The 22246-nt window shown below is 68.5% G+C and carries 23 protein-coding genes; 16 read left to right on the top strand and 7 right to left on the bottom strand.

Features of this window, described 5'->3' with window-relative positions; genetic code table 11:
* Positions 1–44: 44 nt before the first annotated feature.
* A complete protein-coding gene (locus ACZ5IK_RS34460) occupies positions 45–224 on the bottom strand; it encodes an LPXTG cell wall anchor domain-containing protein (protein ID WP_044855691.1) in 180 nt (59 codons plus the stop codon).
* A gap of 21 nt (positions 225–245) precedes the next feature.
* Positions 246–1022 carry a choice-of-anchor P family protein gene (locus ACZ5IK_RS34455; protein ID WP_465491524.1) on the bottom strand — a complete coding sequence of 259 codons (777 nt, stop codon included), beginning with the start codon at positions 1020–1022 and terminating at the stop codon, positions 246–248.
* Between the two features lie 426 nt (positions 1023–1448).
* On the opposite strand from ACZ5IK_RS34455, the gene xrtP reads away from it, so the two are divergent.
* Together xrtP and ACZ5IK_RS34445 are read left to right on the top strand one after the other, a co-directional pair.
* Entirely contained in the window at positions 1449–1952 is a 504-nt protein-coding gene (xrtP, locus tag ACZ5IK_RS34450) for an exosortase P (RefSeq protein WP_465491552.1), read from the top strand.
* Positions 1952–3340, top strand: coding sequence for a glycosyltransferase (locus tag ACZ5IK_RS34445; protein WP_465491523.1), 1389 nt, complete (start codon positions 1952–1954; stop codon positions 3338–3340). The genes xrtP and ACZ5IK_RS34445 overlap by 1 nt, the downstream gene beginning before the upstream one ends.
* A 15-nt stretch (positions 3341–3355) precedes the next feature.
* Here the strand turns inward: ACZ5IK_RS34445 and ACZ5IK_RS34440 are convergent, their stop codons facing one another.
* Positions 3356–5251: an N-acetylmuramoyl-L-alanine amidase gene (locus ACZ5IK_RS34440; RefSeq protein WP_465491522.1), complete on the bottom strand. Its 1896-nt coding sequence runs from the start codon at positions 5249–5251 to the stop codon at positions 3356–3358.
* A gap of 143 nt (positions 5252–5394) precedes the next feature.
* Between ACZ5IK_RS34440 and ACZ5IK_RS34435 the strand changes: the two genes are divergently transcribed.
* On the top strand, positions 5395–6057 hold the full coding sequence (locus ACZ5IK_RS34435) for an HAD family hydrolase (RefSeq protein ID WP_465491521.1): 663 nt from the start codon (positions 5395–5397) through the stop codon (positions 6055–6057).
* Between the two features lie 53 nt (positions 6058–6110).
* On the opposite strand, the gene ubiA is transcribed toward ACZ5IK_RS34435, so the two are convergent.
* Complete coding sequence (gene ubiA / locus ACZ5IK_RS34430) at positions 6111–6971, bottom strand: 4-hydroxybenzoate octaprenyltransferase (RefSeq protein WP_465491520.1); 861 nt, start codon at positions 6969–6971, stop codon at positions 6111–6113.
* 327 nt (positions 6972–7298) lie between these two features.
* On the opposite strand from ubiA, the gene groES reads away from it, so the two are divergent.
* Complete coding sequence (gene groES / locus ACZ5IK_RS34425; RefSeq protein ID WP_007031106.1) at positions 7299–7592, top strand: co-chaperone GroES; 294 nt, start codon at positions 7299–7301, stop codon at positions 7590–7592.
* Between the two features lie 99 nt (positions 7593–7691).
* Complete coding sequence (groL, locus tag ACZ5IK_RS34420) at positions 7692–9305, top strand: chaperonin GroEL (RefSeq protein ID WP_101612222.1); 1614 nt, start codon at positions 7692–7694, stop codon at positions 9303–9305.
* A 294-nt stretch (positions 9306–9599) separates the two neighbouring features.
* Here groL and ACZ5IK_RS34415 read toward each other — a convergent pair whose 3' ends face one another.
* On the bottom strand, positions 9600–9902 hold the full coding sequence (locus ACZ5IK_RS34415) for a WhiB family transcriptional regulator (RefSeq protein WP_037315007.1): 303 nt from the start codon (positions 9900–9902) through the stop codon (positions 9600–9602).
* A gap of 249 nt (positions 9903–10151) precedes the next feature.
* On the opposite strand from ACZ5IK_RS34415, the gene ACZ5IK_RS34410 reads away from it, so the two are divergent.
* From ACZ5IK_RS34410 to ACZ5IK_RS34390, 5 genes are all read left to right on the top strand, one after another.
* A complete protein-coding gene (locus ACZ5IK_RS34410; RefSeq protein WP_465491551.1) occupies positions 10152–11066 on the top strand; it encodes a MerR family transcriptional regulator in 915 nt (304 codons plus the stop codon).
* 9 nt (positions 11067–11075) lie between these two features.
* Positions 11076–11924 carry a hypothetical protein gene (locus ACZ5IK_RS34405; protein WP_465491519.1) on the top strand — a complete coding sequence of 283 codons (849 nt, stop codon included), beginning with the start codon at positions 11076–11078 and terminating at the stop codon, positions 11922–11924.
* Positions 11925–12054: 130 nt separating this feature from the next.
* Positions 12055–12651 (top strand): response regulator transcription factor, encoded by a 597-nt coding sequence (locus tag ACZ5IK_RS34400; RefSeq protein ID WP_003073605.1) that lies wholly within the window; start codon positions 12055–12057, stop codon positions 12649–12651.
* Positions 12652–13034: 383 nt separating this feature from the next.
* A complete protein-coding gene (locus tag ACZ5IK_RS34395; protein ID WP_037314832.1) occupies positions 13035–13607 on the top strand; it encodes a sigma-70 family RNA polymerase sigma factor in 573 nt (190 codons plus the stop codon).
* On the top strand, positions 13608–14555 hold the full coding sequence (locus tag ACZ5IK_RS34390; protein ID WP_465491518.1) for an anti-sigma-D factor RsdA: 948 nt from the start codon (positions 13608–13610) through the stop codon (positions 14553–14555).
* A gap of 90 nt (positions 14556–14645) precedes the next feature.
* On the opposite strand, the gene ACZ5IK_RS34385 is transcribed toward ACZ5IK_RS34390, so the two are convergent.
* Positions 14646–15032, bottom strand: coding sequence for a DUF5319 domain-containing protein (locus ACZ5IK_RS34385; RefSeq protein WP_005166667.1), 387 nt, complete (start codon positions 15030–15032; stop codon positions 14646–14648).
* A 135-nt stretch (positions 15033–15167) separates the two neighbouring features.
* Here ACZ5IK_RS34385 and guaB point away from each other — a divergent pair, with 135 nt between their 5' ends.
* The 4 genes from guaB to ACZ5IK_RS34365 all read left to right on the top strand — a co-directional run bounded on the left by guaB (position 15168) and on the right by ACZ5IK_RS34365 (position 19071).
* A complete protein-coding gene (gene guaB, locus ACZ5IK_RS34380; RefSeq protein ID WP_101612225.1) occupies positions 15168–16679 on the top strand; it encodes an IMP dehydrogenase in 1512 nt (503 codons plus the stop codon).
* Positions 16680–16760: 81 nt separating this feature from the next.
* On the top strand, positions 16761–17240 hold the full coding sequence (locus ACZ5IK_RS34375; RefSeq protein WP_465491517.1) for a DUF3574 domain-containing protein: 480 nt from the start codon (positions 16761–16763) through the stop codon (positions 17238–17240).
* A gap of 172 nt (positions 17241–17412) precedes the next feature.
* On the top strand, positions 17413–18546 hold the full coding sequence (locus tag ACZ5IK_RS34370) for a GuaB3 family IMP dehydrogenase-related protein (protein ID WP_101612227.1): 1134 nt from the start codon (positions 17413–17415) through the stop codon (positions 18544–18546).
* A gap of 159 nt (positions 18547–18705) precedes the next feature.
* Positions 18706–19071 (top strand): hypothetical protein, encoded by a 366-nt coding sequence (locus ACZ5IK_RS34365; protein ID WP_410604475.1) that lies wholly within the window; start codon positions 18706–18708, stop codon positions 19069–19071.
* A 41-nt stretch (positions 19072–19112) separates the two neighbouring features.
* Here the strand turns inward: ACZ5IK_RS34365 and ACZ5IK_RS34360 are convergent, their stop codons facing one another.
* Entirely contained in the window at positions 19113–19682 is a 570-nt protein-coding gene (locus tag ACZ5IK_RS34360) for a DinB family protein (RefSeq protein ID WP_465491516.1), read from the bottom strand.
* Between the two features lie 77 nt (positions 19683–19759).
* Here ACZ5IK_RS34360 and ACZ5IK_RS34355 point away from each other — a divergent pair, with 77 nt between their 5' ends.
* Both ACZ5IK_RS34355 and ACZ5IK_RS34350 read left to right on the top strand, forming a co-directional pair.
* Complete coding sequence (locus tag ACZ5IK_RS34355; RefSeq protein ID WP_101612228.1) at positions 19760–21466, top strand: GMC oxidoreductase; 1707 nt, start codon at positions 19760–19762, stop codon at positions 21464–21466.
* Positions 21467–21476: 10 nt separating this feature from the next.
* Complete coding sequence (locus ACZ5IK_RS34350) at positions 21477–22199, top strand: maleylpyruvate isomerase N-terminal domain-containing protein (RefSeq protein ID WP_465491515.1); 723 nt, start codon at positions 21477–21479, stop codon at positions 22197–22199.
* The last annotated feature ends 47 nt before the right edge of the window (positions 22200–22246 follow it).

Below are 22246 nucleotides of genomic sequence, written 5' to 3'. Positions count from 1 at the left end.
TGCGAAGGGCCCACGCCGGCGGCCGGTCCTGCCGAAGGGAGCGATCAGCTCCCCACCTTGCCGAGCCGTTTCGTGCGGCGGTAGCCGGCGATGACCGCGATGGTTCCGAGAACCAGCAGGATCACGCCGACGGCCAGCCACCAGCCGACATCGGCCCCGGTGGCGGCGAGAGCACCCACCCCACCACCGGCGACGCCGACTCCGGCGCCAGGCAACTTGTACATCTGGACCTCACTTCACCCAGGTCAGGCGGTGGTCGCCGGACGCCGGTTGCGGACGACGCGGATACCGACCGGAACGGCGATGGCACCGAGCAGGCCGAGACCGATCCACAGCCCCGCGCCCGAAGCGAGCGGCACGGGCAGGCCTGCCGGGCCACAGGTGGCCGACGAGACGATCACGTCACCGGAACCGAGCGGGTTGAGTGCCTGGCCCAGTAGCTTCACGTGGATCGCGTTGACCGTCAGGCTGCCGTCACTGTTCTTGATCTGCTCGTTCAGGATGATCGTCGCGACATTGATGTTGCCGAGACCGACCTTGACCTGGGTGTTCGGTGCCGGGGTCGTGTCGACGGCGCCCGCGCTGCCGAGGTTCGCCCCGACCAGGTTCGTCGCGCCCTGCACACCCTTCTGGGTCGCGGTGCAGGTGGCTTCGACGACCTTGACGCCGACGTCGCCGAGAGCGCCCTTGAGCAGCGGCAAGCCGACATCGGCGGTGCTGGCCTTGGCCGTCACGGCGCCGGAGTTGTCGTCCCGCTTGGCCTCGGTGTTGATCGCGCCCGCGGTGAGCACACCGGTGAGGTTCGCCTTCGCGAGGCTGTTGGTGGTCGGGCCCGCGGTCTTCGCTTCAGCGAGCGGCCCGGCCTTCACCGCGTCGAGGCCGAGGAGTTGCACATCGACCTTGACGCCATACGCGGAGCCGTCGCCGGGGGCCGCCGAGGCGGGCACCGCACCGGCGAGAGTCACGCTCGCCACCACAGCGGCGAGCAGTCCGCCTCGTCGCAAGAGGTGCGTCTTCTTCAACTGGTCCTCCGAATTGATTGGTGGGGGTTTCTCATCTTCGGTCGGCGAGGGGGCACGACCGTTACTGACGAATCCTCAGTCGAGCCTGACTCGGCTCGCGGACCGTCTATCGCTGAGTGTTTCTCAATTTGCACAGAAAACTGTCAGGATCACCGGATCAGGTGGTCTTGCGGACATTTTCCGCAGGTCGCCGGGGACGTCACTCCTTCGGCCTAGTCAGTTTCTCCACGATCGTGCCGAAAGGGCCCTTGATCATGTTGGAAATGCGAACCCCGGTCGAAAGGGTGGGTTCCCGCTGACTTACTCTCGTCGGCGAGGTCCCTGTCCGCTTCGCCGAATCCCGTTGTCTGCTGCGCCTTTCCTGAGAGGGTCACCGTGGCCGTTGCGAGCGCTCCCTTGCCCAGTTCCAGCCGGTTTTCGCTGCGTATGGCGGTGCTGGCGGTGATCGCCGTCGCGGTCGGCCTCGTGCTGGCCGAACGCCTGTATCGGGTGTTCGAAGTGCAGCTCGCGGGGCTGATACTGAGGGTTATCACCACATCGGGTGTCTTCGTCGCCGGTGAACGCGAGACTGTCTACTTTGGGTTGTCTGGCGATACTCCACTCGGGTTAAGAATGACGCCGGAATGCTCTTCGGCATTCATGTTGCTGCCGCTGCTGTTGGTGACCGCCGTCATGTTGTATTTCCGGCCAAGAAATGCGAAGAGACTGTTCATCTCGTTGGCCATTTCCGCGGCCGTGGTCATTCTTGTCAATCAGATGAGGGTTTTGGCGATCGTCGGACTCGTGAACTGGCTCGGTGTGGACGAAGGTTATTACTGGGGACACACTTTGCTCGGTTCGATGGTGAGCGTCATCGGCGGCGCGGTCGCCCTCGTGCTCTTCGTCTGGCTGGGCACCCGCAAGTCCCGTGCCGAGCGCGAGGCCGTCTGATGGGTGGCGGCTCGCTCAAGATCCTGCTCGCGATCACCCAGGCGTTCGCGCTCACCATGAGCGTGGCGTTCATCGTGTACGTGGTCGTGATCGTCGTGCCGTACCTGCGGCGCAAACCCGCGCCAGTCGGCGATCCCGCCGACTTCACGTGGCACTTCTTCGTTCCGTGCCGGGACGAGCAGACCGTCATCCGCGAAACGGTGCGGTACCTGCGTTCGACGTTCCGACACGCGCACGTCTGGGTCGTCGACGACGACTCCGAGGACCGCACGGCCCGGGTGGTCAAGTCGATTTGGCGGCGCAACGGTGGTTACGACCCGTACCTGCACCTGGTTCCCCGGCGCCGTCCGGAGGCGAGGACGGGCAAGGGCGACGCGCTCAACGCCGCCTACCAGGCGCTCAACGACTGGATGGGTCCGGACGCGAGCCGGGAGGACGTGGTCGTCGTGGTGGTCGACGCGGACGGCCGCCCGGCGGAGAACTGCCTCGAAGTGTGCGCCGCGGACCACCTGTTCGGCGACGAGACGATCGGCGCCGTGCAACTCGACGTCTGGATGGGCAACGCCGACAGCCGTCCGCCGGGGAGGAACTGGTTCTCGCGCGCCTTCGGGCTGAAGCTGGCCCAGATGCAGGATCTCGAGTTCCGCACGGCCATCGCGGCGATCCAGACCTCGCGCGGGTTCACCGGCACGATCTCCATGGGCGGCAACGGTCAGTTCACGCGACTGTCCGCATTGGACTCGATCGCCGGGCCGGACGGACAGCCGTGGCGCGGTTCGCTGCTGGAGGATTTCGAACTCGGCGTGCACCTGCTGACCGCGGGCTGGCGGACCGGCTACACGCCGGATTCCCATGTGAAACAGGAAGGGCTGTACAGCCTGCGGCGGTTCCTGGTGCAGCGCACGCGCTGGGGCCAGGGCACGATGCAGTGTTCGCGGTACCTGCGGCGGATCTGGGATTCGCCGCACGTGAGCACGCTGGGTGCGGCGGAGATGATGTACTACCTCGCGCAGCCGTGGATGCAGTTGCTCGGCTCGCTGCTGTACCCGATCCCGTTCATCCTGCTGCTCTTCACCACCGCGGGGGATCCGGCGCAGGTGTGGACCTGGTTCGCCGACGACGGCGCTTGGATCCTGTTCGCGATCTACGGCTCTTTCGGGCTGCTGCCGTTCATCGTGTGGGGCCCGATCTACCAGTTCAAATGCCTGAAGAGCCGCAATCTCCTGCGTGGCATCGGGATGGGTTTCGCCTACGCGCTGTACATCTACACGTTCTACATCACGTCGTGGCGGGCGCTGTTCCGCTTGGTGCGCGGCCGGAACGGCTGGTCGAAGACGCGGCGGAACACCGAACACGCTCCCGGGGTCAAGGTCGCCCTCGACTCCTGACCCCGGGACCGGGCGTCAGAACGCGGGCAGGAGCCGGACGTCGTCCGCCTTCACGAACGCGACGCGATGCCCGAACTGGATCTGCACGTAGCGCGTCTTTCCTTTGACGACAACGTGATTGGCCGGATCGAACGTCGTCGCCCAGTAGTACTCGGAGCCGAGCACGTTGCCGACCGAGTACCGCTGCCCCGCTGAGAAGGTGTAGGGGAGCGGGACGACCTGCTGCACCGGCACGTTCGCCGGGTAGGCCTCAGGCTCGGGGTACGCGCGCCCGAACACCGGCACGGTCGCCAAGCCGGGCTTCGGGGTGACGACCAGGCCGAACGCCGGGCTCGTCGTGCGCGTGTCGCGGAACCAGCCCTTCTGACCGAGGTACCAGATCGCCGTCCAGCCGTCACGCCGTTCGGCGACGACGTAGCGCTGGCCGGTCTCCGCCCGGCTGCCGATGTCGGAGACGGCCATCGTGCTCGCCGAGCCGTCCGGGCGCAGGCCGATGTCCTTGAGCAGCGGCGCCGCGTCGTTCGGCTCGCTTCGCAGCACGACAGAACCGGAACCCCTTGCCGGGCAGGGCTTTCCAGCGGTCTCGCAGCCGGTGAAGGCGGGCTGGTTCGTGGCGAAGTCCGGTGTGATGGTCACCAGCGGCGAACCGGGACGCCCGAAGCCGGACAGGGGAGCGCCCATCAGGTCGAAGTAGTGCGACCAGTCCCAGTACGGGCCCGGATCCCAGTGCATTCCCTTGATGGTCGAGGGAATCGTGCCCGGGACGTTGTCGTGGCCGAGGATGTGCGCGCGGTCGAGCGGGACGTCGTACTTCCGCGCGAGGTAGCCCACGAGCTTCGCGGAGGTGCGGTACATCGCCTCCGTGTACCAAGTGCCCTTCGCGGCGAAGCCCTCGTGCTCGATGCCGACGGACTTCGCGTTGACGTACCAGTTGCCCGCGTGCCAGGCGACGTCCTTGGTCGGCACGTGCTGCGCGATCTGGCCGTCGGCGGAGCGGATCGTGTAGTGCCAGCTCACGTACGTCGGGTCGGTGACGAGGTCCATCGCCGTGTCCCAGTAACCCTCGGTGTCGTGGATGATGATGTATTCGACCTTCTGGCTCTTCGGCCGATCCGCCTTGTCGTGGTTGCCGTAGTCGTTGTCCGGCAACTCCTGGTACGGCGCCGGCACCGAAAGGCACGAGAGCTTCTTCGGGCACTCCGCCTTCGAGACGTCGGCCTGCGCGCGGGGCGCGCTCGTCGGCGTCGCCGCGAGAGCCACACCTTGGCCGTCGTCGGTCTTGCGGCTGACGCCCTTGGAGATGGTGTCGAAGACTTCGTCGGCGAAGGACTGCGCTCCCGCTTCGTCCTTCGCGCCGCTGTAGCGCGCGACGGCGTCGTACCAGTCACCCGCTTCGCGTTGGTACTTCGCCAGAAGCGCGGCGCCACCGCGGATGTTCTGCGTGGTGTTCGTGCGCAGCGTCGCGACGTCTTGGCCGATCAGCGCGGACGCCTCGTCGATGGTTTGGAGGCCGGGCGGGGGAGGCTTCGGAGCCGGTGTCGCCGGGAGTTTCGCCCGGCGGGCGTCGTCGCCGCGCGGGTCCTCCCCGCCTTCGTCGTGATGCGTGCCGGTGCCCGCTTCGCGCAGGTCGGTCAGGTGCATCGGGCCGTAGCCGGCGGACGTGCTCGGGGTGCCGGCGTTGAAATCCCAGCGAGATTCCAGGAAGGAGACGCCGAGCAGGACGTGCTCGGGGACGCCGAACTCCCGCGCGGCGGCCGCGAAGTCCCGCTGACGCTGCTGATCCGCTGGGGCGGCGTCGGCGGGGATGGCGGCGAGGAGTCCGGCTGCGAGGGTGAGGACCGCGAGTCCGGCGGTCCGTTTGGACCGGCGCCGGAGCGGTTCGAGGGCAACGGGACGGAAGGGACGCGGCATGGGCGTGTACCCCCAGTGTCTAGGTCTGCTGTACAGGACCGACCCCAATGGTCGGAACCTAACCAGAAACCCGCCCCGTCCGTAAGGTCTGTCCAGGACTTGCGTTCAGCGGGCAAATCGCGATCCGGTGGCAAGGTGGGGGCATGACCGGGGTGAAGGAGCTTCTGCAGGAGAAGGACCATGTCTTCCTCGATTTCGACGGGCCGGTGTGCGACGTGTTCGCCGAGTTGCCCGCGCGGGAGGTGGCCGATCGGCTCAAACACCTCGTCGGACCCGATCTGCCCGCTGACGTGCGCGCCACCGCCGATCCGTTCGACGTGCTGGAGTACGCGTGGTCGTGCGGTCCGAACACCGCGCACGTCGTCGAGCGGCAGCTCGGCCGCCTGGAGGGGGAGGCCGTCTCGCTGATCGCGCCCGCGCCGGGTGCGCAGGAGACGATTCGCGAGTGGGTCGCGCAGGGCTTCACGGTGACGATCGTCAGCAACAACTCCGTCGACGCGATCCGGTCGTTCCTCACGGTGTACGAACTCGCCGAGCAGGTCCGCCGGATCAGTGCGAGGAGCACGAGCGACCCGGGACAGCTGAAGCCGAGCCCGACACTGATCGAGGCCGCGATGCGCGCTCTCGGTGCTTCGCCCGGGCAGTGCGTGATGATCGGCGACTCCGCCGCGGACGTCCTCGCCGCTCGCGCCGCGGGCGTCGCTTCAGTCGCCCTGGGGGTCACGCCCAAGAAGCGCGCGGCCCTCGCCTCCGTCGACCCCGACGCCCTGGTGAGCGACCTGGCGGACTTGCGTTCAGCGGGCTAATCGCGATCCGGGCGGTGGGGACGTGCGACCGTGGGCCAGGCGACTTTAGCGGGCTAAACGCGATCCGCCAGCAAGCCCAGGAGGAGCACCATCCCGACCTGGTTGTTGTTCATGAACGCCTGGAAGTAGCCGTCGCGCCCACGACGGGCGATCAACTTCCGCTGGTGGACGAACAGCGCGCCCGCGACCACGACGGCCAGATGGAACTTCCAGCCGAGCGAGCTCAACAGGCCGACCGCCACCAGGAGCACCAGCATCGCGCCCTGCAGAACGCCGATGGCCAGCCTGTCGTGACGGCCGAACAGGATCGCCGTGGACTTCACGCCGATCTTCAGGTCGTCGTCCCGGTCGACGGCGGCGTACTGCGTGTCGTACGCGACCACCCACAACAGGTTGGCAAGGAACAAAAGCCAGCAAACCGGCGGCAGGGATCCCTCCGTGGCGGCGAAAGCCATCGGGATCGACCACCCGAACGCCGCTCCCAGCACCACCTGCGGCAGATGCGTGTAGCGCTTCGCGAAGGGGTACACGCACGCCAGCGCCAGAGCCGCCACCGAGAGCGAGACGGTCAAGAGATCGAGCGTCATGGCCACCAGGAAGGAAAGCAGCACCAGGACGCCGAACAGGAAACGCGCCTCTTTCCCCGTCGCGGCACCGCTGGGCAGCGGCCGGTTCGCGGTGCGCTGGACGTGACCGTCGAACCCGCGGTCCGCGTAGTCGTTCACCACACAGCCCGCCGCGCGCATCAGCCACACCCCGGCCACGAAGGCTGCGAGGATCAACGGCGACGGCGGACCGGCGATCCACAGCGCCCACAACGTCGGCCACAGGAGCAGCAGCGCGCCGATCGGCTTGTCCGCCCGCATCAGGCGCAGGTACACCGGGAGCTTGTTCCGTGCGAGGAGCAGCGACATCGTCCCTCCAGCCCGGTCACAAGCTAGTGGGCCCGCCACGCGCGTCGCCCGAACTTGGCACTATGGGCCAAGAGGCCGTCAACGGACGGGCACGCCGGACGAGTGCGATCGAGAGCGCCGAGGAACCCTGGCGGAACAAAACGGCCGGTCAGGCGCCCGGAGACCGAGTTTTCGCAAGGTGATCGGACCCTCCTTGCGAAGCTGGCACTCACATGGCTAGAGTGCTAATTGCACGGCCCGAACACGCCCCGGCACCCGCGACGGCGGGGGTGGTAGGAGCCGTAACTCATCCTGCCAACGCTTTCGACGACCGTGGAGGTCAACCCGGTGAGCGTGAACATCAAGCCGCTCGAGGACAAGATCGTTGTCCAGACGAGTGAGGCCGAGGAGACGACCGCTTCCGGCCTCGTCATCCCCGACACCGCCAAGGAGAAGCCCCAGGAGGGCAAGGTTCTGGCCGTGGGCCCGGGCCGCATCGACGACAAGGGCAACCGCGTCCCGCTCGACGTTTCCGTCGGCGACGTCGTCATCTACTCCAAGTACGGCGGCACCGAAGTGAAGTACAACGGTGAGGACTACTTGATCCTCTCCGCTCGCGACGTGCTGGCCGTCATCAACTGACGTCCGCTCTCAGCGCATGACGCCCCGGGCCCCGCATTGCCGGGGAACGGGGCGTTCGTGTTTTCCGAGCAGTAAGACTGGAAGGTAAGCGGAACAGGCATGCCCAAGCAGATCAGTTTCGACGAGGACGCTCGTCGCGCGCTCGAGCGCGGGGTGAACAAGCTCGCCGACGCGGTCAAGGTCACCCTCGGCCCGCGCGGTCGCCACGTCGTGCTCGACAAGAAGTTCGGTGGCCCGACCATCACCCTCGACGGTGTCACCGTCGCTCGCGAGATCGAGCTCGACGACCCGTTCGAGAACCTCGGCGCCCAGCTCGCCAAGAGCGTCGCCACCAAGACCAACGACGTCGCCGGTGACGGCACCACGACCGCGACCGTGCTCGCGCAGTCGCTGGTGAAGGTCGGCCTGCGCAACGTCGCGGCCGGCGCGAACCCGACGGCCGTCGGCCGCGGCATCGAGGCCGCCGCGGAGAAGGTCATCGCGATCCTCAAGGAGAAGGCGACCCCGGTCAAGGGCCGCGACAACATCGCCCAGGTCGGCACCGTCACCTCGCGTGACGCGGCCATCGGCGCCCTGCTCGGCGAAGCCGTCGAGCGGGTCGGCGAAGACGGTGTCATCACGATCGAGGAGTCGTCCACGCTGGCGACCGAGCTCGTGATCACCGAGGGTGTGCAGTTCGACAAGGGTTTCCTGTCGGCGCACTTCGCGACCAACCCGGAAGAGCAGAAGGCGATCCTCGAGGACGCCTTCATCCTGCTGGTCCGCGAGAAGATCTCGTCCCTGGCCGACCTGCTCCCGGTGCTGGAGAAGGTCGTCGAGGCCAAGAAGCCGCTGCTGATCATCGCCGAGGACGTGGACGGCGAAGCGCTGTCGACCCTCGTGGTGAACTCGCTGCGCAAGACGATCACCGCCGTCGCGGTCAAGGCGCCGTTCTTCGGTGACCGCCGCAAGGCGTTCCTGGACGACCTCGCGGTCGTCACCGGCGGCGAGGTCATCTCGGCCGAGATCGGGCACAAGCTGTCCGAGACCACGCTGGCCCAGCTGGGCGGCGCGCGCCGGATCGTCGTCACCAAGGACGACACCACGCTCGTCGACGGTGCCGGCACCAAGGACGACATCGCCGGGCGCGTTTCGCAGATCCGCAAGGAGATCGAGAACACCGACTCCGACTGGGACCGCGAGAAGCTGCAGGAGCGGCTGGCGAAGCTCGGCGGCGGTGTCGCGGTGATCAAGGTCGGCGCGGCCACCGAGACCGAGCTCAACGAGCGTAAGCACCGCATCGAGGACGCCGTGGCTTCGACCAAGGCGGCCGTCGAAGAGGGCATTCTGCCCGGCGGTGGCTCGGCGCTCGTGCACGCGGTCAAGGAGCTCGAAGGCGGCCTCGGTCTCGAGGGCGACGAAGCGACCGGTGTCCGCATCGTCCGCGACGCGCTGTCCGCCCCGCTGTTCTGGATCGCGACCAACGCGGGCCACGAGGGCGCTGTCATCGTGAACAAGGTCCAGGAGCAGAGCTGGGGGCACGGCTTCAACGCCGCCACCGGTGAGCTCACCGACCTGCTGGCCGCCGGCATCGTCGACCCGGTCAAGGTGACCCGGTCCGCGGTGGCGAACGCCGCCTCCATCGCCCGGCTCGTGCTCACGACGGAGAGCTCCGTCGTCGAGAAGCCGGCCGACGAGGAGCCCGCCTCGGGCGGTCACGGCCACGCGCACTAGTTCCACCGTTCCACTCGAAGCGGGGCGGCACTTCCACCGGAGTGCCGCCCCGTTTTGTCGTCCCGACCACCCCGTCGGCGCGACTTTAGCCCCCTAATCGCGATCCGCCCTCGGCCCGTCTCGCCCGGTGACCGGATCGCGATTAGGGGGCTAAACGCAGGTCGGCGATGGGGGAGCGCGGCGGCGGGCGGATCGCGTTCAGCCCGCTAAACGCGACGCGCACCCGGGTCTGGACGCGCGGAAGGGCGGCACCCCACCCGGATGCCGCCCTTCCGCGTTGCCGACCCGGCCGGATCAGCCGTTCGACATGCTCAATGTGCGCTTGTCCGCCTTGATGATGTGCTCGCGTTCCGACTCCGACAGCCCGCCCCAGATCCCGTAGGGCTCGTGCACGGCGAGTGCGTGGGTCCGGCACATGGCCAGCACCGGGCAAGCCAGGCACACGGCTTTGGCCCTCGCCTCACGGCGGGCTCTGGCGGGCCCGCGTTCGCCGTCAGGGTGAAAGAAGGACGCGCTGTCCATGCCTCGGCACGACCCTTCGAGCTGCCAGTCCCATACATCGGCGTTGGGTCCCGGGAGCCTGCGTGTGTCCGCCATCCTGACCGCCTCCGTCATCCGGTCGAAGCGTTTAACCTGCTCTGCTGCGCTGCGGCTACTCCATTCGGTGCAACGGCCGTAACGTTAGAAGCGCGCCAATACTTGTTCAAGGGATTCAAGACGATTCAGCCGTTAGGCATCCCCCGGATGTGTGAGCGGTACTTTCCGTTCCGGTTGCCGGGGCACCGGCCTGCCTGGATATTGGGTCGAGTGGGATCTCGGATCAGCAGTGAAGAACCCACCCTGCCGGTGGCCTCCGTCGCACGCCGGCTCGGGGTCGCACCGTCCACCCTGCGAACCTGGGACCGCAGGTACGGCGTGGGACCGAGCCGCCACACCAACGGCCGTCACCGCCGCTACGGCAGCTCCGACATCGGTCGTCTCGAACTGATGCAGCGCGCGTTGCTCCGCGGCGCTTCGACGGCCGAAGCGGCGAAGTACGCACTCGAGCAGATGCCCCGAGCGGTAGCGGAGAGCCCCGAAACCGCTGTGGTCCAGGTGGAGGAACAGGCCGCCTCACCGCCGGCCGAGGATCACGACGTCCCGTCGCGCCTCGCCAGACGCTTGAGCACCGCCGCGCTCGCGATGGACTTCGGCGCGGTCCAGCGCATGCTCGCCGACACGATCCGCGAACTCGGCGTCCTGCCCGCGTGGACCGGCGTCGTGTCGCCGGTCCTGACCGCGCTCGGCGCCCGCTGGCGCGGGGTCAGCGCCGGAGCCGAGGTCGAGTACCTGCTCGCCGAATGCGTGTACGCCGCCCTCGTCCGCGCGACGCCGGTGCTCCGCGAACCGCGAAACCAGCGGCCGGTCCTGTTGACCTGCGTTCCGGACGAACGCGACAACATGCCGATGTACGCCCTCGCCGCGGCGCTCGCCGGACGCCGGATCGGGACGCAGCTGTTCGGCGCCTCCCTGCCGGCCGAGGTGCTCGCGGTGACCGTCCGCCGCAGCGTCCCCGCCGCGGTGGTGCTGTGGTCGGGCAGGCCCGCGACCGCGGACCCGCGCCTGTTCGCCAGGGTGTCCCGCGGCCGTCAGCGCAGCAGGCTGTTCGCCTGCGGTCCCGGCTGGGATCCCGCGACCCTCCCGGACAAGATCGAACTGCTCGGCGAGCTGACGACGGCCGCCGACCGGATCGAGCACGTTCTTGTCGGTGCGAGGCGATAGAAAGGACCGATGGAAGCGTCCTTGCGGTCCGCCGCGTTCGGCGACGGCGTGCCGCCGCCGAAACCCTTCGAGGTGCCCGCGTCGCCTCGCGGACGGCTGCTCGCCGCGATCGTGCTCGGCGGACGCGGCCGGTACGCGGCGGCGGCCACCCTGCTGAACGGTTTGCGCACGAGCAAGGACCCTGTGCTCGCGTCGTTGGCCGCGAGCACGCTGGCGTCGCATCGGCGGCAGTTGGGCGGGCACGCGGCGGCCCTCGTGCTCGACGGTGAGGCGCTCGCGCTGGCGATCGCGGTGCCAGGGGGCGAACCCGATCCCGACGGCCTGGACGCCGAAGGGGCGCGGGCGGACGCCCTCCTCGGTCTCGCGGCGGACAACCTCGGGCGGGGAAGGCTGGCCGCCGCCCGGCGGCTGGTGTCGCGTGCGGGAGCGCACACCGGCAACTGGCGGAGCCGGACCAGGGCCGGTTGGGTGGGCGCGGAAATCGAACTGGCGAGTAACCTTTCCGAGGCGGGGATCGCACCTGCGGAAATGGCGTGGGAAACCGCGCGGATCCGGGGCGCGTGCCGACATGTCGTCAAATCGCAGCTTGTACTCGGCGTGACGATCGCGAATGGGAGTTCCGCTCAGCGGGAGCGGGCGAAGGCACTGGTCGAGAGCGCTCGCGAAACCGCCGAAAAATACGAATTCAATTCACTTCTGTGGGTGGCCTGCCTGCTCGCGGCCGACCTCGGGGCAGGACACGCCGATGAGTATCGATTCAGAGTGCCCGAACTGTTGCACGCAGTGTTACGGCACGCAGATCCTTGCGGGAGGTGGCTCGCCCGGGAATCTCCGTGGGTCCCCGCCGGAGGCGTCTAGCCTGTTGGAGGGCCCATTCCGGCAACTGGGCTAAGAGTTTTCAAAAAAAGCCACCGGATCGTGTCAAGGTTCGGGCTAAAGCGTCCGATAGGGGAAGTGGAATGTCACCCGGCTGCAGGAAGGAAACCCCGTGACGACGGTCTTGATCTGCGACGACCGACGCAGTGTCCGTGAAGGGCTCACTCGAGTGATGTCCGCGGTCCCAGGGGTCAGTCGCATCGACTGCGTAGCGCACGGTGACGAGCTGCTGGCCCGGTACTCCCGTCAGCCGGTCGACGTCGTGCTGGTCGGTACCCAGCGCGCTGTCCCGACTGGCGTCGAAGCCACCAGGCGGCTCGTCTCAGCGAACCCCCAAGCGAACGTGATCGTGTTCGGCGCCCCGGACGATGCGGGCAGCATCGCCGCCGCCATCGCCGGCGGAGCCCGCGGCTACCTGCGTTGGGACGCCTCGCGTCCCGAGCTGGTCGCCGCACTGGCGCACACCCTCGCCAGCACTTCGGTGCCGGCGCCGCGCCAGCCGTCCGACCCCGGTGTCCAGCTCACCGAGCGCGAGCTTCAGGTGCTCCGCGGAATGAGCCAGGGCAAGAGCAACGGGCAGATCGGCCGCGAGCTGTACCTGTCCGAAGACACCGTGAAAACCCACGCGCGCCGCTTGTTCCGCAAGCTCGGCGTGCGAGACCGCGCTCAGGCGGTCGCCCACGGATTCCGCCGTGGACTCGTTTCCTGACAATGCTTTCCTGATTTCACTGGCTGGATTGCGCAACGGGTGACAACGGGCCGGGGGCGAACCCCCTGGCCCGTACCTGTGTTCCCTGTCACGCTTCGTGCCTTTATGCTCACCGCTCGGGCACTCTTGCCCGAGCGTGTCCGCCTTCGGGTGGACCGTCGTATCCCACTGCGTTCCAGCTCGTTGAAAGTTCGACTACGAGCGAAGGGAACCCAGGAAGACCCGGGTCTCAGCGTGCTCGCCGGAAAGGCGGCGCGCCGGTGGCGGCCGTCAGCGAAGGCGGCGGGCCCGGGCGGTACGGTAGCTATCACCGGTAGTGGCCTCCGAAGTCACACGCCGGACTCTTTGCACACCTATACGTAACACTGGGACTGTTGTCTGCGATGGCCAATGTGGGGGATGGACTGGATGAGCCGGTCGCCGCTGCTGTTGAGGGTGATCCTCAAGCGGTCGAGCGGTTGCTGGCGGCCATCCGTCCTTTGGTAGTGCGGTACTGCCGCGCTCGGGTTGGCAGGCAGGAGCGTTCGTTCGCTTCCGCAGACGACGTTGCTCAGGAGGTGTGTCTCGCGGTGCTCACGGCATTGCCTTCGTACCGTGATCAGGGCCGCCCGTTCCTGGCCTTCGTCTACGGGATCGCCCAGCACAAGGTGGCCGACGCGCATCGCGCCGCCGCCCGTAACCGCGCCGAACCGGTCGCCGAAGTCCCCGACGAGATCGAGGGCGGCGTCGGTCCCGAGCAGCGTGCCCTCCAAGGCGAGCTGAACGAGCGTATGTCGCAGCTACTCCGTGTACTTCCCGACAAACAGCGCGAGATCGTCGTCTTGCGTGTCGTCGTCGGACTGTCCGCCGAAGAGACGGCCGAAGCCGTGGGGTCCACCCCCGGCGCCGTCCGGGTGGCCCAGCATCGCGCCCTGGCGCGCCTACGTAAGGTTCTGGCCGCTGAGGAGGTGATCTGAGTGACCGATCGCGACCATCGGTTCTCCCCTGGGACCGATCGTGAACTGACGGCCTTCGAAAGAGGGCTGACGTCCTCCGAGGCGGAGTTCGCCGCTGATCTTTCGGCCGTTCAGGCCGATGACGCGCTGCTCGACGCTCTCGGCGGCTCGGACCCGAAGATGGCCGACGACCTCGGCGATCAGGAGCTCAACGCGCTCCTGCTGGCCTGGCGGCGTGACATCGACAGCGAACCGCTCGCGGAGCTCGTCGACGTCGACACCGCCGTCGTCACCGTGAAGACGGCCGCGCTGGCCCGTAAACACGGGGGAAGACGCCGGCTGCTGGTCCCGGTGGCCGCCGCGGCGGCCGTCCTGGCCATCGCCTTCGCCGGTACCGGTCTCGCCGCGAAGGACGCGCAGCCTGGTGACACGCTCTGGGGCCTGACCAAGGTGCTTTACGCCGACCACGCCCGGTCGGTCGAGGCCGCGGCGGCGGCCAAACTCGATCTCGAGAAGGCCAACCTCGCACTCGCCGGAGGACGCCTCGACGACGCGCGCAAGGCGCTCGACGAGGCACAGGCCGCGCTGAGCCAGGTGACGGACGAAGAGAACCGCGATCAGCTGCTCGAACAGCATCGCCAGTTGAGCGCCCAGCTGCAGAACCCCGGCCAGCAGCCACTGCCGCCGGATCAGCAGTCGCCGACGCAGACCCCGGTCGCGACGACCCCGCAGCCCACTCCGCAGCCGACAGCTCCGCCGACGTCGCTGCCGGGAGGCGGCAACCCGGGGACGACCCTGCCGGGCACCACGACCCCCACCCCGACTCCGCCGACCACGACGAGTGAGCCTCCGCCGCCCACCACGTCGACGACGCCGCCCGCCTCGGGCAACGACCCCGGTGGCTCGCGTAACGAGCCGTCGCCGGGTGCCGGAGCACAGGCGCCGGGCGCCGCGGTCGAGACGCCGTAACACCCCAAGAACGCCGAAGGGCCTGGTGAGATCCCTCTCACCAGGCCCTTTCGCGTAAGTCCCAAATCGCCTTTAGCGGGCTAAACGCGATCAGTAGGCACTCTCGTTGGCTGTGACGCCGTCCGCGAAACCGCGGCAGTAGTCCCAGCTCACGTAGTCACCGGGGTTCGGATCGAACGCGGGCTCGTGCGGCCGCATCCGGCCGTCGGCGAGCAGCTGCTCGAGACTGGCGCGCAGCAGATGCCAGTCGTGATAGTGGGGTTCGTCGCATTCACCGCAGTCGACCACGATCCCGCGTACCCCGCGCGGTTCGAGAAGCGCCTGGTAGACGGCGAGATCGGAGAGGTCGGCCAGCAACTCGGTGCGCTCTTCGTCGCTGATCGGCTCGTCGAGCCGGTCGGCGTCGTCGATGAACGCGCGGGCCGGGTCGTCCGGGTCATCCGCGAACGGGTCTGGGGGCAACGCATCTTGCGGCACGTCTGCACGCTACCGGGCGCCCACCCGGGCCGAGCGGCCGCCCGGCCCGGATATCATGAGGGGCAGGCCCTCGCCGTGATGTCCTCAGCCACGGCGGCCCCCATTAGTCACCGCTAGGAAGGCCCCTCGCCTGCTATGACCAGCGACAGCGTCACCGCCCCCGTCCCGAGCAAGTTCGCCATGCTCGGGCTGACCTTCGACGACGTGCTGCTGCTGCCGGCCGAGTCCGACGTGGTGCCCAGTGCGGTCAGCACCCGCACCCGGCTCTCCCGCAACGTCACCCTGAACATCCCGCTGGTCTCCGCCGCCATGGACACGGTCACCGAAGGCCGCATGGCGATCGCCATGGCGCGCCAGGGCGGGATGGGCGTGCTGCAACGCAACCTGCCGATCGACGACCAGGCGTCCGCCGTCGAGGTCGTGAAGCGTTCGGAAGCCGGCATGGTGACCGACCCGGTCACGTGCTCGCCTGAAGACACCCTCGCCGAGGTCGACGCGCTCTGCGCGCGGTTCCGGATCTCCGGTGTGCCGGTGACGGACGCCGCCGGGACGCTCGTGGGCATCATCACCAACCGCGACATGCGGTTCGAGGTCGACTACACCCGTGCGGTGCACGAGGTGATGACGAAGCTGCCGCTGGTCACCGCGCAGGTCGGCGTCACCGCGGAAGCCGCGCTCGGGCTGCTGCGCCGTCACAAGATCGAGAAGCTCCCGATCGTCGACGGTGCCGGCAAGCTGCGCGGGCTGATCACGGTCAAGGACTTCGTGAAGACCGAGCAGTACCCCAACGCCTCCAAGGACACCAACGGCCGCCTGATCGTCGGTGCCGCCGTCGGCGTCGGCCCGGACGGGCACAAGCGCGCGATGGCGCTGGCCGACGCCGGGGTCGACGTGCTGATGGTCGACACCGCGCACGGGCACTCCCGCGCCGTCGTCGAGACCGTCGCGCTGCTGAAGAAGGAACTGGGCGACACCGTCGACATCGTCGGTGGCAACGTCGCGACGCGGGCGGGCGCGCAGGCGCTGGTGGACGCGGGCGCGGACGGGATCAAGGTCGGTGTCGGCCCGGGCTCCATCTGCACCACCCGCATCGTCGCCGGGGTCGGCGTGCCGCAGATCTCCGCGATCTACGAGGCCGACCAGGCCGCTCGCCCGGCCGGGATCCCGGTGATCGGCGACGGCGGCATCCAGTACTCGGGCGACATCGCGAAGGCGATCGCGTCCGGCGCGTCCACCGTGATGCTCGGCAGCCTGCTCGCGGGCACCGCCGAATCGCCCGGTGACCTGATCCTGGTCAACGGCAAGCAGTTCAAGACCTACCGCGGCATGGGCTCGCTGGGCGCCATGCAGTCGCGCGGCCAGGCGAAGTCCTACTCGAAGGACCGCTACGCGCAGGACGACGTGCTGAGCGAGGACAAGCTGGTCCCCGAGGGCATCGAGGGACGGATCCCGTTCCGCGGGCCGCTCGCGAACGTCGTCCACCAGCTGGTGGGCGGGCTGCGGTCGGGGATGGGCTACGCGGGTGCGTCGACGATCCCCGAGCTGCAGGAGGCGCAGCTGGTGCGGATCACCGCGGCCGGGCTCAAGGAAAGCCACCCGCACGACATCACGATGACCGTCGAGGCGCCGAACTACACCACCCGGTAGTCCGCCCTTTAGGACACTTACCCATCCGGTTCCGTTCCCAGGAGACTTGGTCCGCTGATCAAGTCTCCTGGGAGGAACCCGATGTCTTTCTCGCTGACCACTTCACGGCGGACCGCGCTGGCCGTCTTCGCCGCCGCGGCGCTCGGCCTCGGCGGCGGGGTGGCGGCCTCGGCCGTACCCGCCGCTTCCGCGGCGCCTTCGACGCCTGAGGCCGTGGGGCTCCAGGCGTCGCCGGGTGAGCTGTGGAAGCGCACCGAGCTGTACTTCGGCACGACGAAGCCGGGCGGCGGGGAGCTGACCGACGCCGAGTTCACCGCCTTCACCGACAAGGTCGTCACGCCGCGGTTCCCGGACGGGTTCACCGAGCTGACCGGGCGCGGGCAGTGGCGCGGCTCGGACGGGAAGATCTCGCGGGAGAAGTCGAAGGTGATCGTCGTCGTGTACCCGTTCAGCGACCGCGACGCGAACCGGGAGATCGAGGAGATCCGGACCGACTACAAGAAGGCGTTCTCGCAGGAATCCGTCCTCCGGACCGACTCCGTGGAGAAGGTCTCGTTCTGACCCTCCAGCCCCACTCGCCCCACCGGCGCGCCTTTAGCGGGCTAAACGTGAAACTGGTGAGGCAGGTGGGGCTGGTGTGACTTCGGGGCCGGTTCGGGAGCCCCGTGCGCAGGTCACCCACGCGGCCTAGCGACAATGGGGTGTAACGGTCGTCGTTGAGAAGGGACTTGACGTGCGGGATCTGGTCGAGATCGGCATGGGCCGCACCGCGCGGCGGGCGTATGACCTCGATGACGTGGAGATCGTGCCGTCGCGGCGCACCCGGTCGTCTTCGGTCGTGTCCACCGCCTGGCAGATCGACGCGTACCGGTTCGAGTTGCCGCTGGTCACGCACCCCACCGACGCGATCGTGTCGCCGGGGACCGCGGTGGCCGTCGGCGAGCTCGGCGGGCTGGGCGTCCTCAACGCCGAAGGGCTCTGGGCGCGGCACCCGAACGTCGAGGACGCGATCTTCCGCCTCGTCCGGGCCGCCGAGGACACTTCGGACCCGACCGCGATCGTGCGTGAGCTGCAGGAACTGCACTCCGCCCCGATCCGGCTGGACCTGCTGACCGAGGCGATCAAGACCGTCCGCGAATCCGGCGTCACGGTGGCTGCGCGGGTCAGCCCGCAGCACGCCGCCGAGCTCACGCCGGACCTCCTGGCGGCGGGCGTCGAGATCCTGGTCGTGCAGGGCACGATCATCTCGGCCGAGCACGTCCAGCGCGACGCCGAGCCGCTGGACCTGAAGGACTTCATCGGACGTCTCGACGTCCCGGTGATCGCGGGCGGCGTCAGCGACTACCGCACCGCGATGCACCTGATGCGCACCGGCGCGGCCGGCGTCATCGTCGGTCACGGTGCCAGCCGTGGTGTGACGAGCACCGACAGCGTGCTCGGGATCGGGACGCCGATGGCGACCGCGATCGTCGACGCCGCCGCCGCGCGCCGCGACTACCTCGACGAGACCGGCGGCCGGTACGTCCACGTGCTCGCAGACGGCGGCATGAGCGTTTCCGGCGACATCGCCAAGGCGATCGCCTGCGGTGCCGACGCCGTCATGCTGGGCGCGCCGCTGGCCGCCGCCTCCGAGGCGCCGGGACAGGGGCTCTACTGGACGTCCGCGGCCGCGCACCCGTCCCTGCCGCGCTCTCGCGTGGCCTTGGGCCCGGACTACGCCGTCGACCTCAAGACGCTCCTCTTCGGGCCGTCCTCGGACGCTGAGGGCGTCGTAAACCTCTTCGGAGCGCTTCGCCGCGCGATGGCGAAGACGGGCTACTCGGACCTGAAGGAGTTCCAGCGCGTCGGTCTGACCGTGCGCCGCTGACATCCGACCCCGGACCGGAGCGCGTTTAGCCCGCTAAACGCGCTCCGGCGCCACGGTCGGTGCCGGATTCGTCCGTATCCAGGACAAAGATGATCTTCCGTCGATAAGGTGCTCCCGCTAGGCCATTTGGCCTTGTGATAGTCACTGGAGGGATCATCAATGCTGCGTAAGGTTCGTGCCGTGCTGCTGGGGGCAGTGGCGATTTCGGGACTGGCGGTGGTGTCCGCGCCGGCGGCGCAGGCCGCCAGTTACACCGCGGTCGTCCAGCAGGCGGGTTATGGCCGGACGGTCATCCTCTGGCGGAACAACGACACCCAGTGCTTCCACGCCGAGGGGAAGAACCTGCTGAGCCGTGAAGTCGTCGCCGTGGTCAAGAACGAGTCGGAAGTGCTCAGCGCGACCTCCCCTGCCGACGGCTCGAACGTCAGCACGGGTTCGTTCTGCAGCAGGGGCTCCTCGTACCACGGTGCACTCGATCTGCGGGCTCCCGACGTCTTCGTCAAGACGCAGCCCTGGGCCTCGTGACCCTGGCTGGGTGAGGTGACGACCGGAGCGCGTTTAGCCCGCTAAACGCGCTCCGGCGCCGCCTTGGCCGCGCGCTCGATCTCCGCGCGCCTGTCCGCCCAGAACGCCGCGTCCTGTCCCGGCCGGGACGGGCCTTCCACTTGGCCATCCAGCTGTTCCCGCAGGATGTCGGCGTGTCCGGCGTGCCTGTTGGTCTCGGTGAGGATGTGGACAAGAACGTTGAACAGCTTCACGTCGGGACGCGGCCACCAGGGCACGTGGCCGGGCGAGTCGACGGCGAGCGCGGCGATGGTCGCGTCGGAGTGCTCCCAGGCGCGCCGGTAGAGACTGATGATCTCCTCGCGGGTTTCCTGCTCGGTCGCCCACAGGTCGGTACCCCGCTCGGGGATGGCCTCGGGAAACGGTCGGCCGAAGACCTCTCCGAAGTAGCGGGCTTCCCAGGCCGCCAGGTGCTTGACCAGGCCGAGAAGGTTGGTTCCGGTCGAGGTCATGGGGCGGCGGATGTCGTACTCGGACAGCCCGTCGAGCTTTCCGAGCATCGCCTCACGGATCTCCTTCAGGTCACCGTGCAGGTATTCCTTCGCGAATTCGTCGATCACGACTCCGAGCATGCACCATCCGGGTGGCAGGTAACCGGCCAGTAACTTACCTCTGGTCAGAAGAGGTGGCCGGGGTTACAGTCGAGGGTGTGACTGCCAGTAACACCACCACTGAAGACGATTTCGACTACGACGTGATCGTCGTCGGCTCCGGGTTCGGCGGCAGTGTCGCTGCCCTGCGCCTGACCGAAAAGGGCTACCGCGTAGCCGTCATCGAGGCGGGCCGCCGCTTCGCCGACGACGAGTTCGCGAAGACGTCCTGGGACCTTCGCCGCTACGTCTGGGCGCCCCAGGTCGGCTGCTTCGGCATCCAGCGCATCCACATGCTCAAGGACGTCATGGTGCTCGCCGGGGCGGGCGTCGGCGGCGGCTCGCTGGTCTACGCGAACACGCTGTACCGCCCGTTGAAGCCGTTCTACGTCGACCCGCAGTGGTCCCACATCACCGACTGGGAGTCCGAGCTCGGTCCGCACTACGACCAGGCCAGCCGCATGCTGGGCGTCGTCACCAATCCCAGCGTCACGCCGTCGGACGTCGTGATGAAGGGCGTCGCCGAGGACATGGGCGTCGCCGGTTCGTACCACCCGACGCCCGTCGGCGTGTACTTCGGCAAGCCGGGGGAGCGAGCCGAGGACCCGTACTTCGGCGGCGCGGGCCCCGCGCGCACCGGCTGCACCGAATGCGGCGCCTGTATGACCGGCTGCCGCGTCGGCGCCAAGAACACCCTGGTCAAGAACTACCTCTACCTCGCGGAGAAGGACGGCGCGAAGGTCATCCCGCTCACCACCGTGAGCGCGATCAGCCCGCTGAACGCAGGTGGGTACGAGGTGAGCATCAAGAAGACCGGCACGACCTCGCGCAAGTTCCGCCACAAGCTCACCGCCGCGCAGGTGGTGCTCGCCGCCGGCACGTGGGGCACGCAGAACCTGCTCCACGGCATGCGCGACACCGCCAAGTTGCCGAAGCTCTCACCGCGCCTCGGCGAGCTGACCCGCACCAACTCCGAGGCCATCATCGGCGCCGCCCGCACCTCGGTCGACGAGGAACGGAACTTCAGCCGCGGCGTCGCGATCACGTCGTCGATCCACCCCGACGACAACACGCACATCGAGCCGGTCCGCTACGGCAAGGGCAGCAACGCGATGAGCCTGCTGCAGACCATCGCCACCGAAGGCGATTCGGCGGTCCCGCGCTGGCGCCAGGCCGTCAACTTCATGGTCAAGCACCCCGTCCAGACGGTCCGCCTGCTCAACGGCTACCGCTGGAGCGAGCGCACGGTGATCCTGCTGGTGATGCAGAGCCTCGACAACTCCATCACCACCTACACCAAGCGCGGTCTCTTCGGCCGCCGCAAGTACACGTCCAAGCAGGGCCACGGCGAGCCGAACCCCAGTTTCATCCCCGCCGGGCACGAGGCCAACCTCCGCACCGCCGAACGGATCGGCGGGATGGCGGGCGGCACCTGGGGTGAGATCTTCGACATCCCGCTGACGGCGCACTTCATCGGCGGCGCGCCGATCGGCACGGCGGCCGACAACGGCGTGATCGACCCGTACCACCGGGTCTTCAACTATCCCGGTCTGTCCATTGTGGATGGATCGGCGATCACCGCCAACCTCGGCGTCAACCCTTCGCTGACCATTACCGCGCAGGCCGAGCGCGCGTTCTCGCTGTGGCCCAACAAGGGCGAAACGGACAATCGGCCGTCGCAGGAGCTGCCGTACGCGCGTCTGGAGCCGATCGCGCCCAAGAACCCGTCCGTTCCGGCGGACGCACCGGCGGCTCTTCGGCGGTAGGTTGGGGCTTGTGACCGCCTCAGAACGCGCCCACGTCCTGCTCGATCGCGTCCGTGCCCTGCATGACGAATGGGCACTCGTGGCCCGCGGCCTCGGCGAGGACGCCGTGCACGCCCCCAGCGCGTTGCCCGGCTGGACGAGGGCGCATCTGCTCTCGCACGTCGCGCGCAACGCCGACGGCCTCGGCAACCTGTTGACCTGGGCGAAGACCGGCGTCGAGACGCCGATGTACGACACGGCCACGGCTCGCGACGAGGGCATCGAGGCCGGAGCCGACCGCTCCGCCGCGGTGATCGTCGCCGACGTCGTGGACTCCGGTGAGCGGTTCGAGGAGCTGGCCGCGTCCATGCCGGACGAGGCGTGGACCGGTGAGGCTCGTGATCGGCTGGGCAATCGCCTCACCGGTGAGGGAGTGCTGCTCAAACGGCTGTCCGAAACCTCGATCCACCTCGTCGACCTGGACTCCGGTTACGACTTCGACCGGGTCTCCGGGCTGCTCGGCCGGGAGTTCGAGGTGGTGGTGAGCGGCGCGATCGCCTGGTACGGCGACGGATTGCCCGCGGTCCTCCTGGTCGCCGTCGACGGCGACGGGACGCGGCACGAATGGCGGATGGGTACCGGCGAACCGGCCAAGGTGACCGGCGCGCCCGGTGACGTCCTCGCCTGGATCACCGGCCGCTCCGATGGGTCCACTTTGGACGGCGAAGTGCCGCCGCTGCCGCATTGGCTCTGACTCGGTCGGGTGAGCCTGGCAACCTGGCCGGCGTCCACGCGTCTTCA

It is taken from the genome of Amycolatopsis sp. NPDC031561 (assembly GCF_055580625.1).
The sequence above is the reverse complement of the archived record's forward strand: the minus strand, read 5'-3'. Positions and strand labels throughout refer to the sequence as shown.

Coding starts and splice junctions, on each gene's coding strand:
- xrtP (WP_465491552.1), top strand. CDS start 1,449: ATGGCGGTGCTGGCGGTGATCGCCGTCGCGGTCGGCCTCGTGCTGGCC.
- ACZ5IK_RS34395 (WP_037314832.1), top strand. CDS start 13,035: ATGGCCAATGTGGGGGATGGACTGGATGAGCCGGTCGCCGCTGCTGTT.
- ACZ5IK_RS34460 (WP_044855691.1), bottom strand. CDS start 224: ATGTACAAGTTGCCTGGCGCCGGAGTCGGCGTCGCCGGTGGTGGGGTG.
- ACZ5IK_RS34360 (WP_465491516.1), bottom strand. CDS start 19,682: ATGCTCGGAGTCGTGATCGACGAATTCGCGAAGGAATACCTGCACGGT.
- ACZ5IK_RS34440 (WP_465491522.1), bottom strand. CDS start 5,251: ATGCCGCGTCCCTTCCGTCCCGTTGCCCTCGAACCGCTCCGGCGCCGG.
- ACZ5IK_RS34445 (WP_465491523.1), top strand. CDS start 1,952: ATGGGTGGCGGCTCGCTCAAGATCCTGCTCGCGATCACCCAGGCGTTC.
- ACZ5IK_RS34435 (WP_465491521.1), top strand. CDS start 5,395: ATGACCGGGGTGAAGGAGCTTCTGCAGGAGAAGGACCATGTCTTCCTC.
- groL (WP_101612222.1), top strand. CDS start 7,692: ATGCCCAAGCAGATCAGTTTCGACGAGGACGCTCGTCGCGCGCTCGAG.
- ACZ5IK_RS34415 (WP_037315007.1), bottom strand. CDS start 9,902: ATGGCGGACACACGCAGGCTCCCGGGACCCAACGCCGATGTATGGGAC.
- ACZ5IK_RS34405 (WP_465491519.1), top strand. CDS start 11,076: ATGGAAGCGTCCTTGCGGTCCGCCGCGTTCGGCGACGGCGTGCCGCCG.
- ACZ5IK_RS34365 (WP_410604475.1), top strand. CDS start 18,706: ATGCTGCGTAAGGTTCGTGCCGTGCTGCTGGGGGCAGTGGCGATTTCG.
- ACZ5IK_RS34375 (WP_465491517.1), top strand. CDS start 16,761: ATGTCTTTCTCGCTGACCACTTCACGGCGGACCGCGCTGGCCGTCTTC.
- guaB (WP_101612225.1), top strand. CDS start 15,168: ATGACCAGCGACAGCGTCACCGCCCCCGTCCCGAGCAAGTTCGCCATG.
- ubiA (WP_465491520.1), bottom strand. CDS start 6,971: ATGTCGCTGCTCCTCGCACGGAACAAGCTCCCGGTGTACCTGCGCCTG.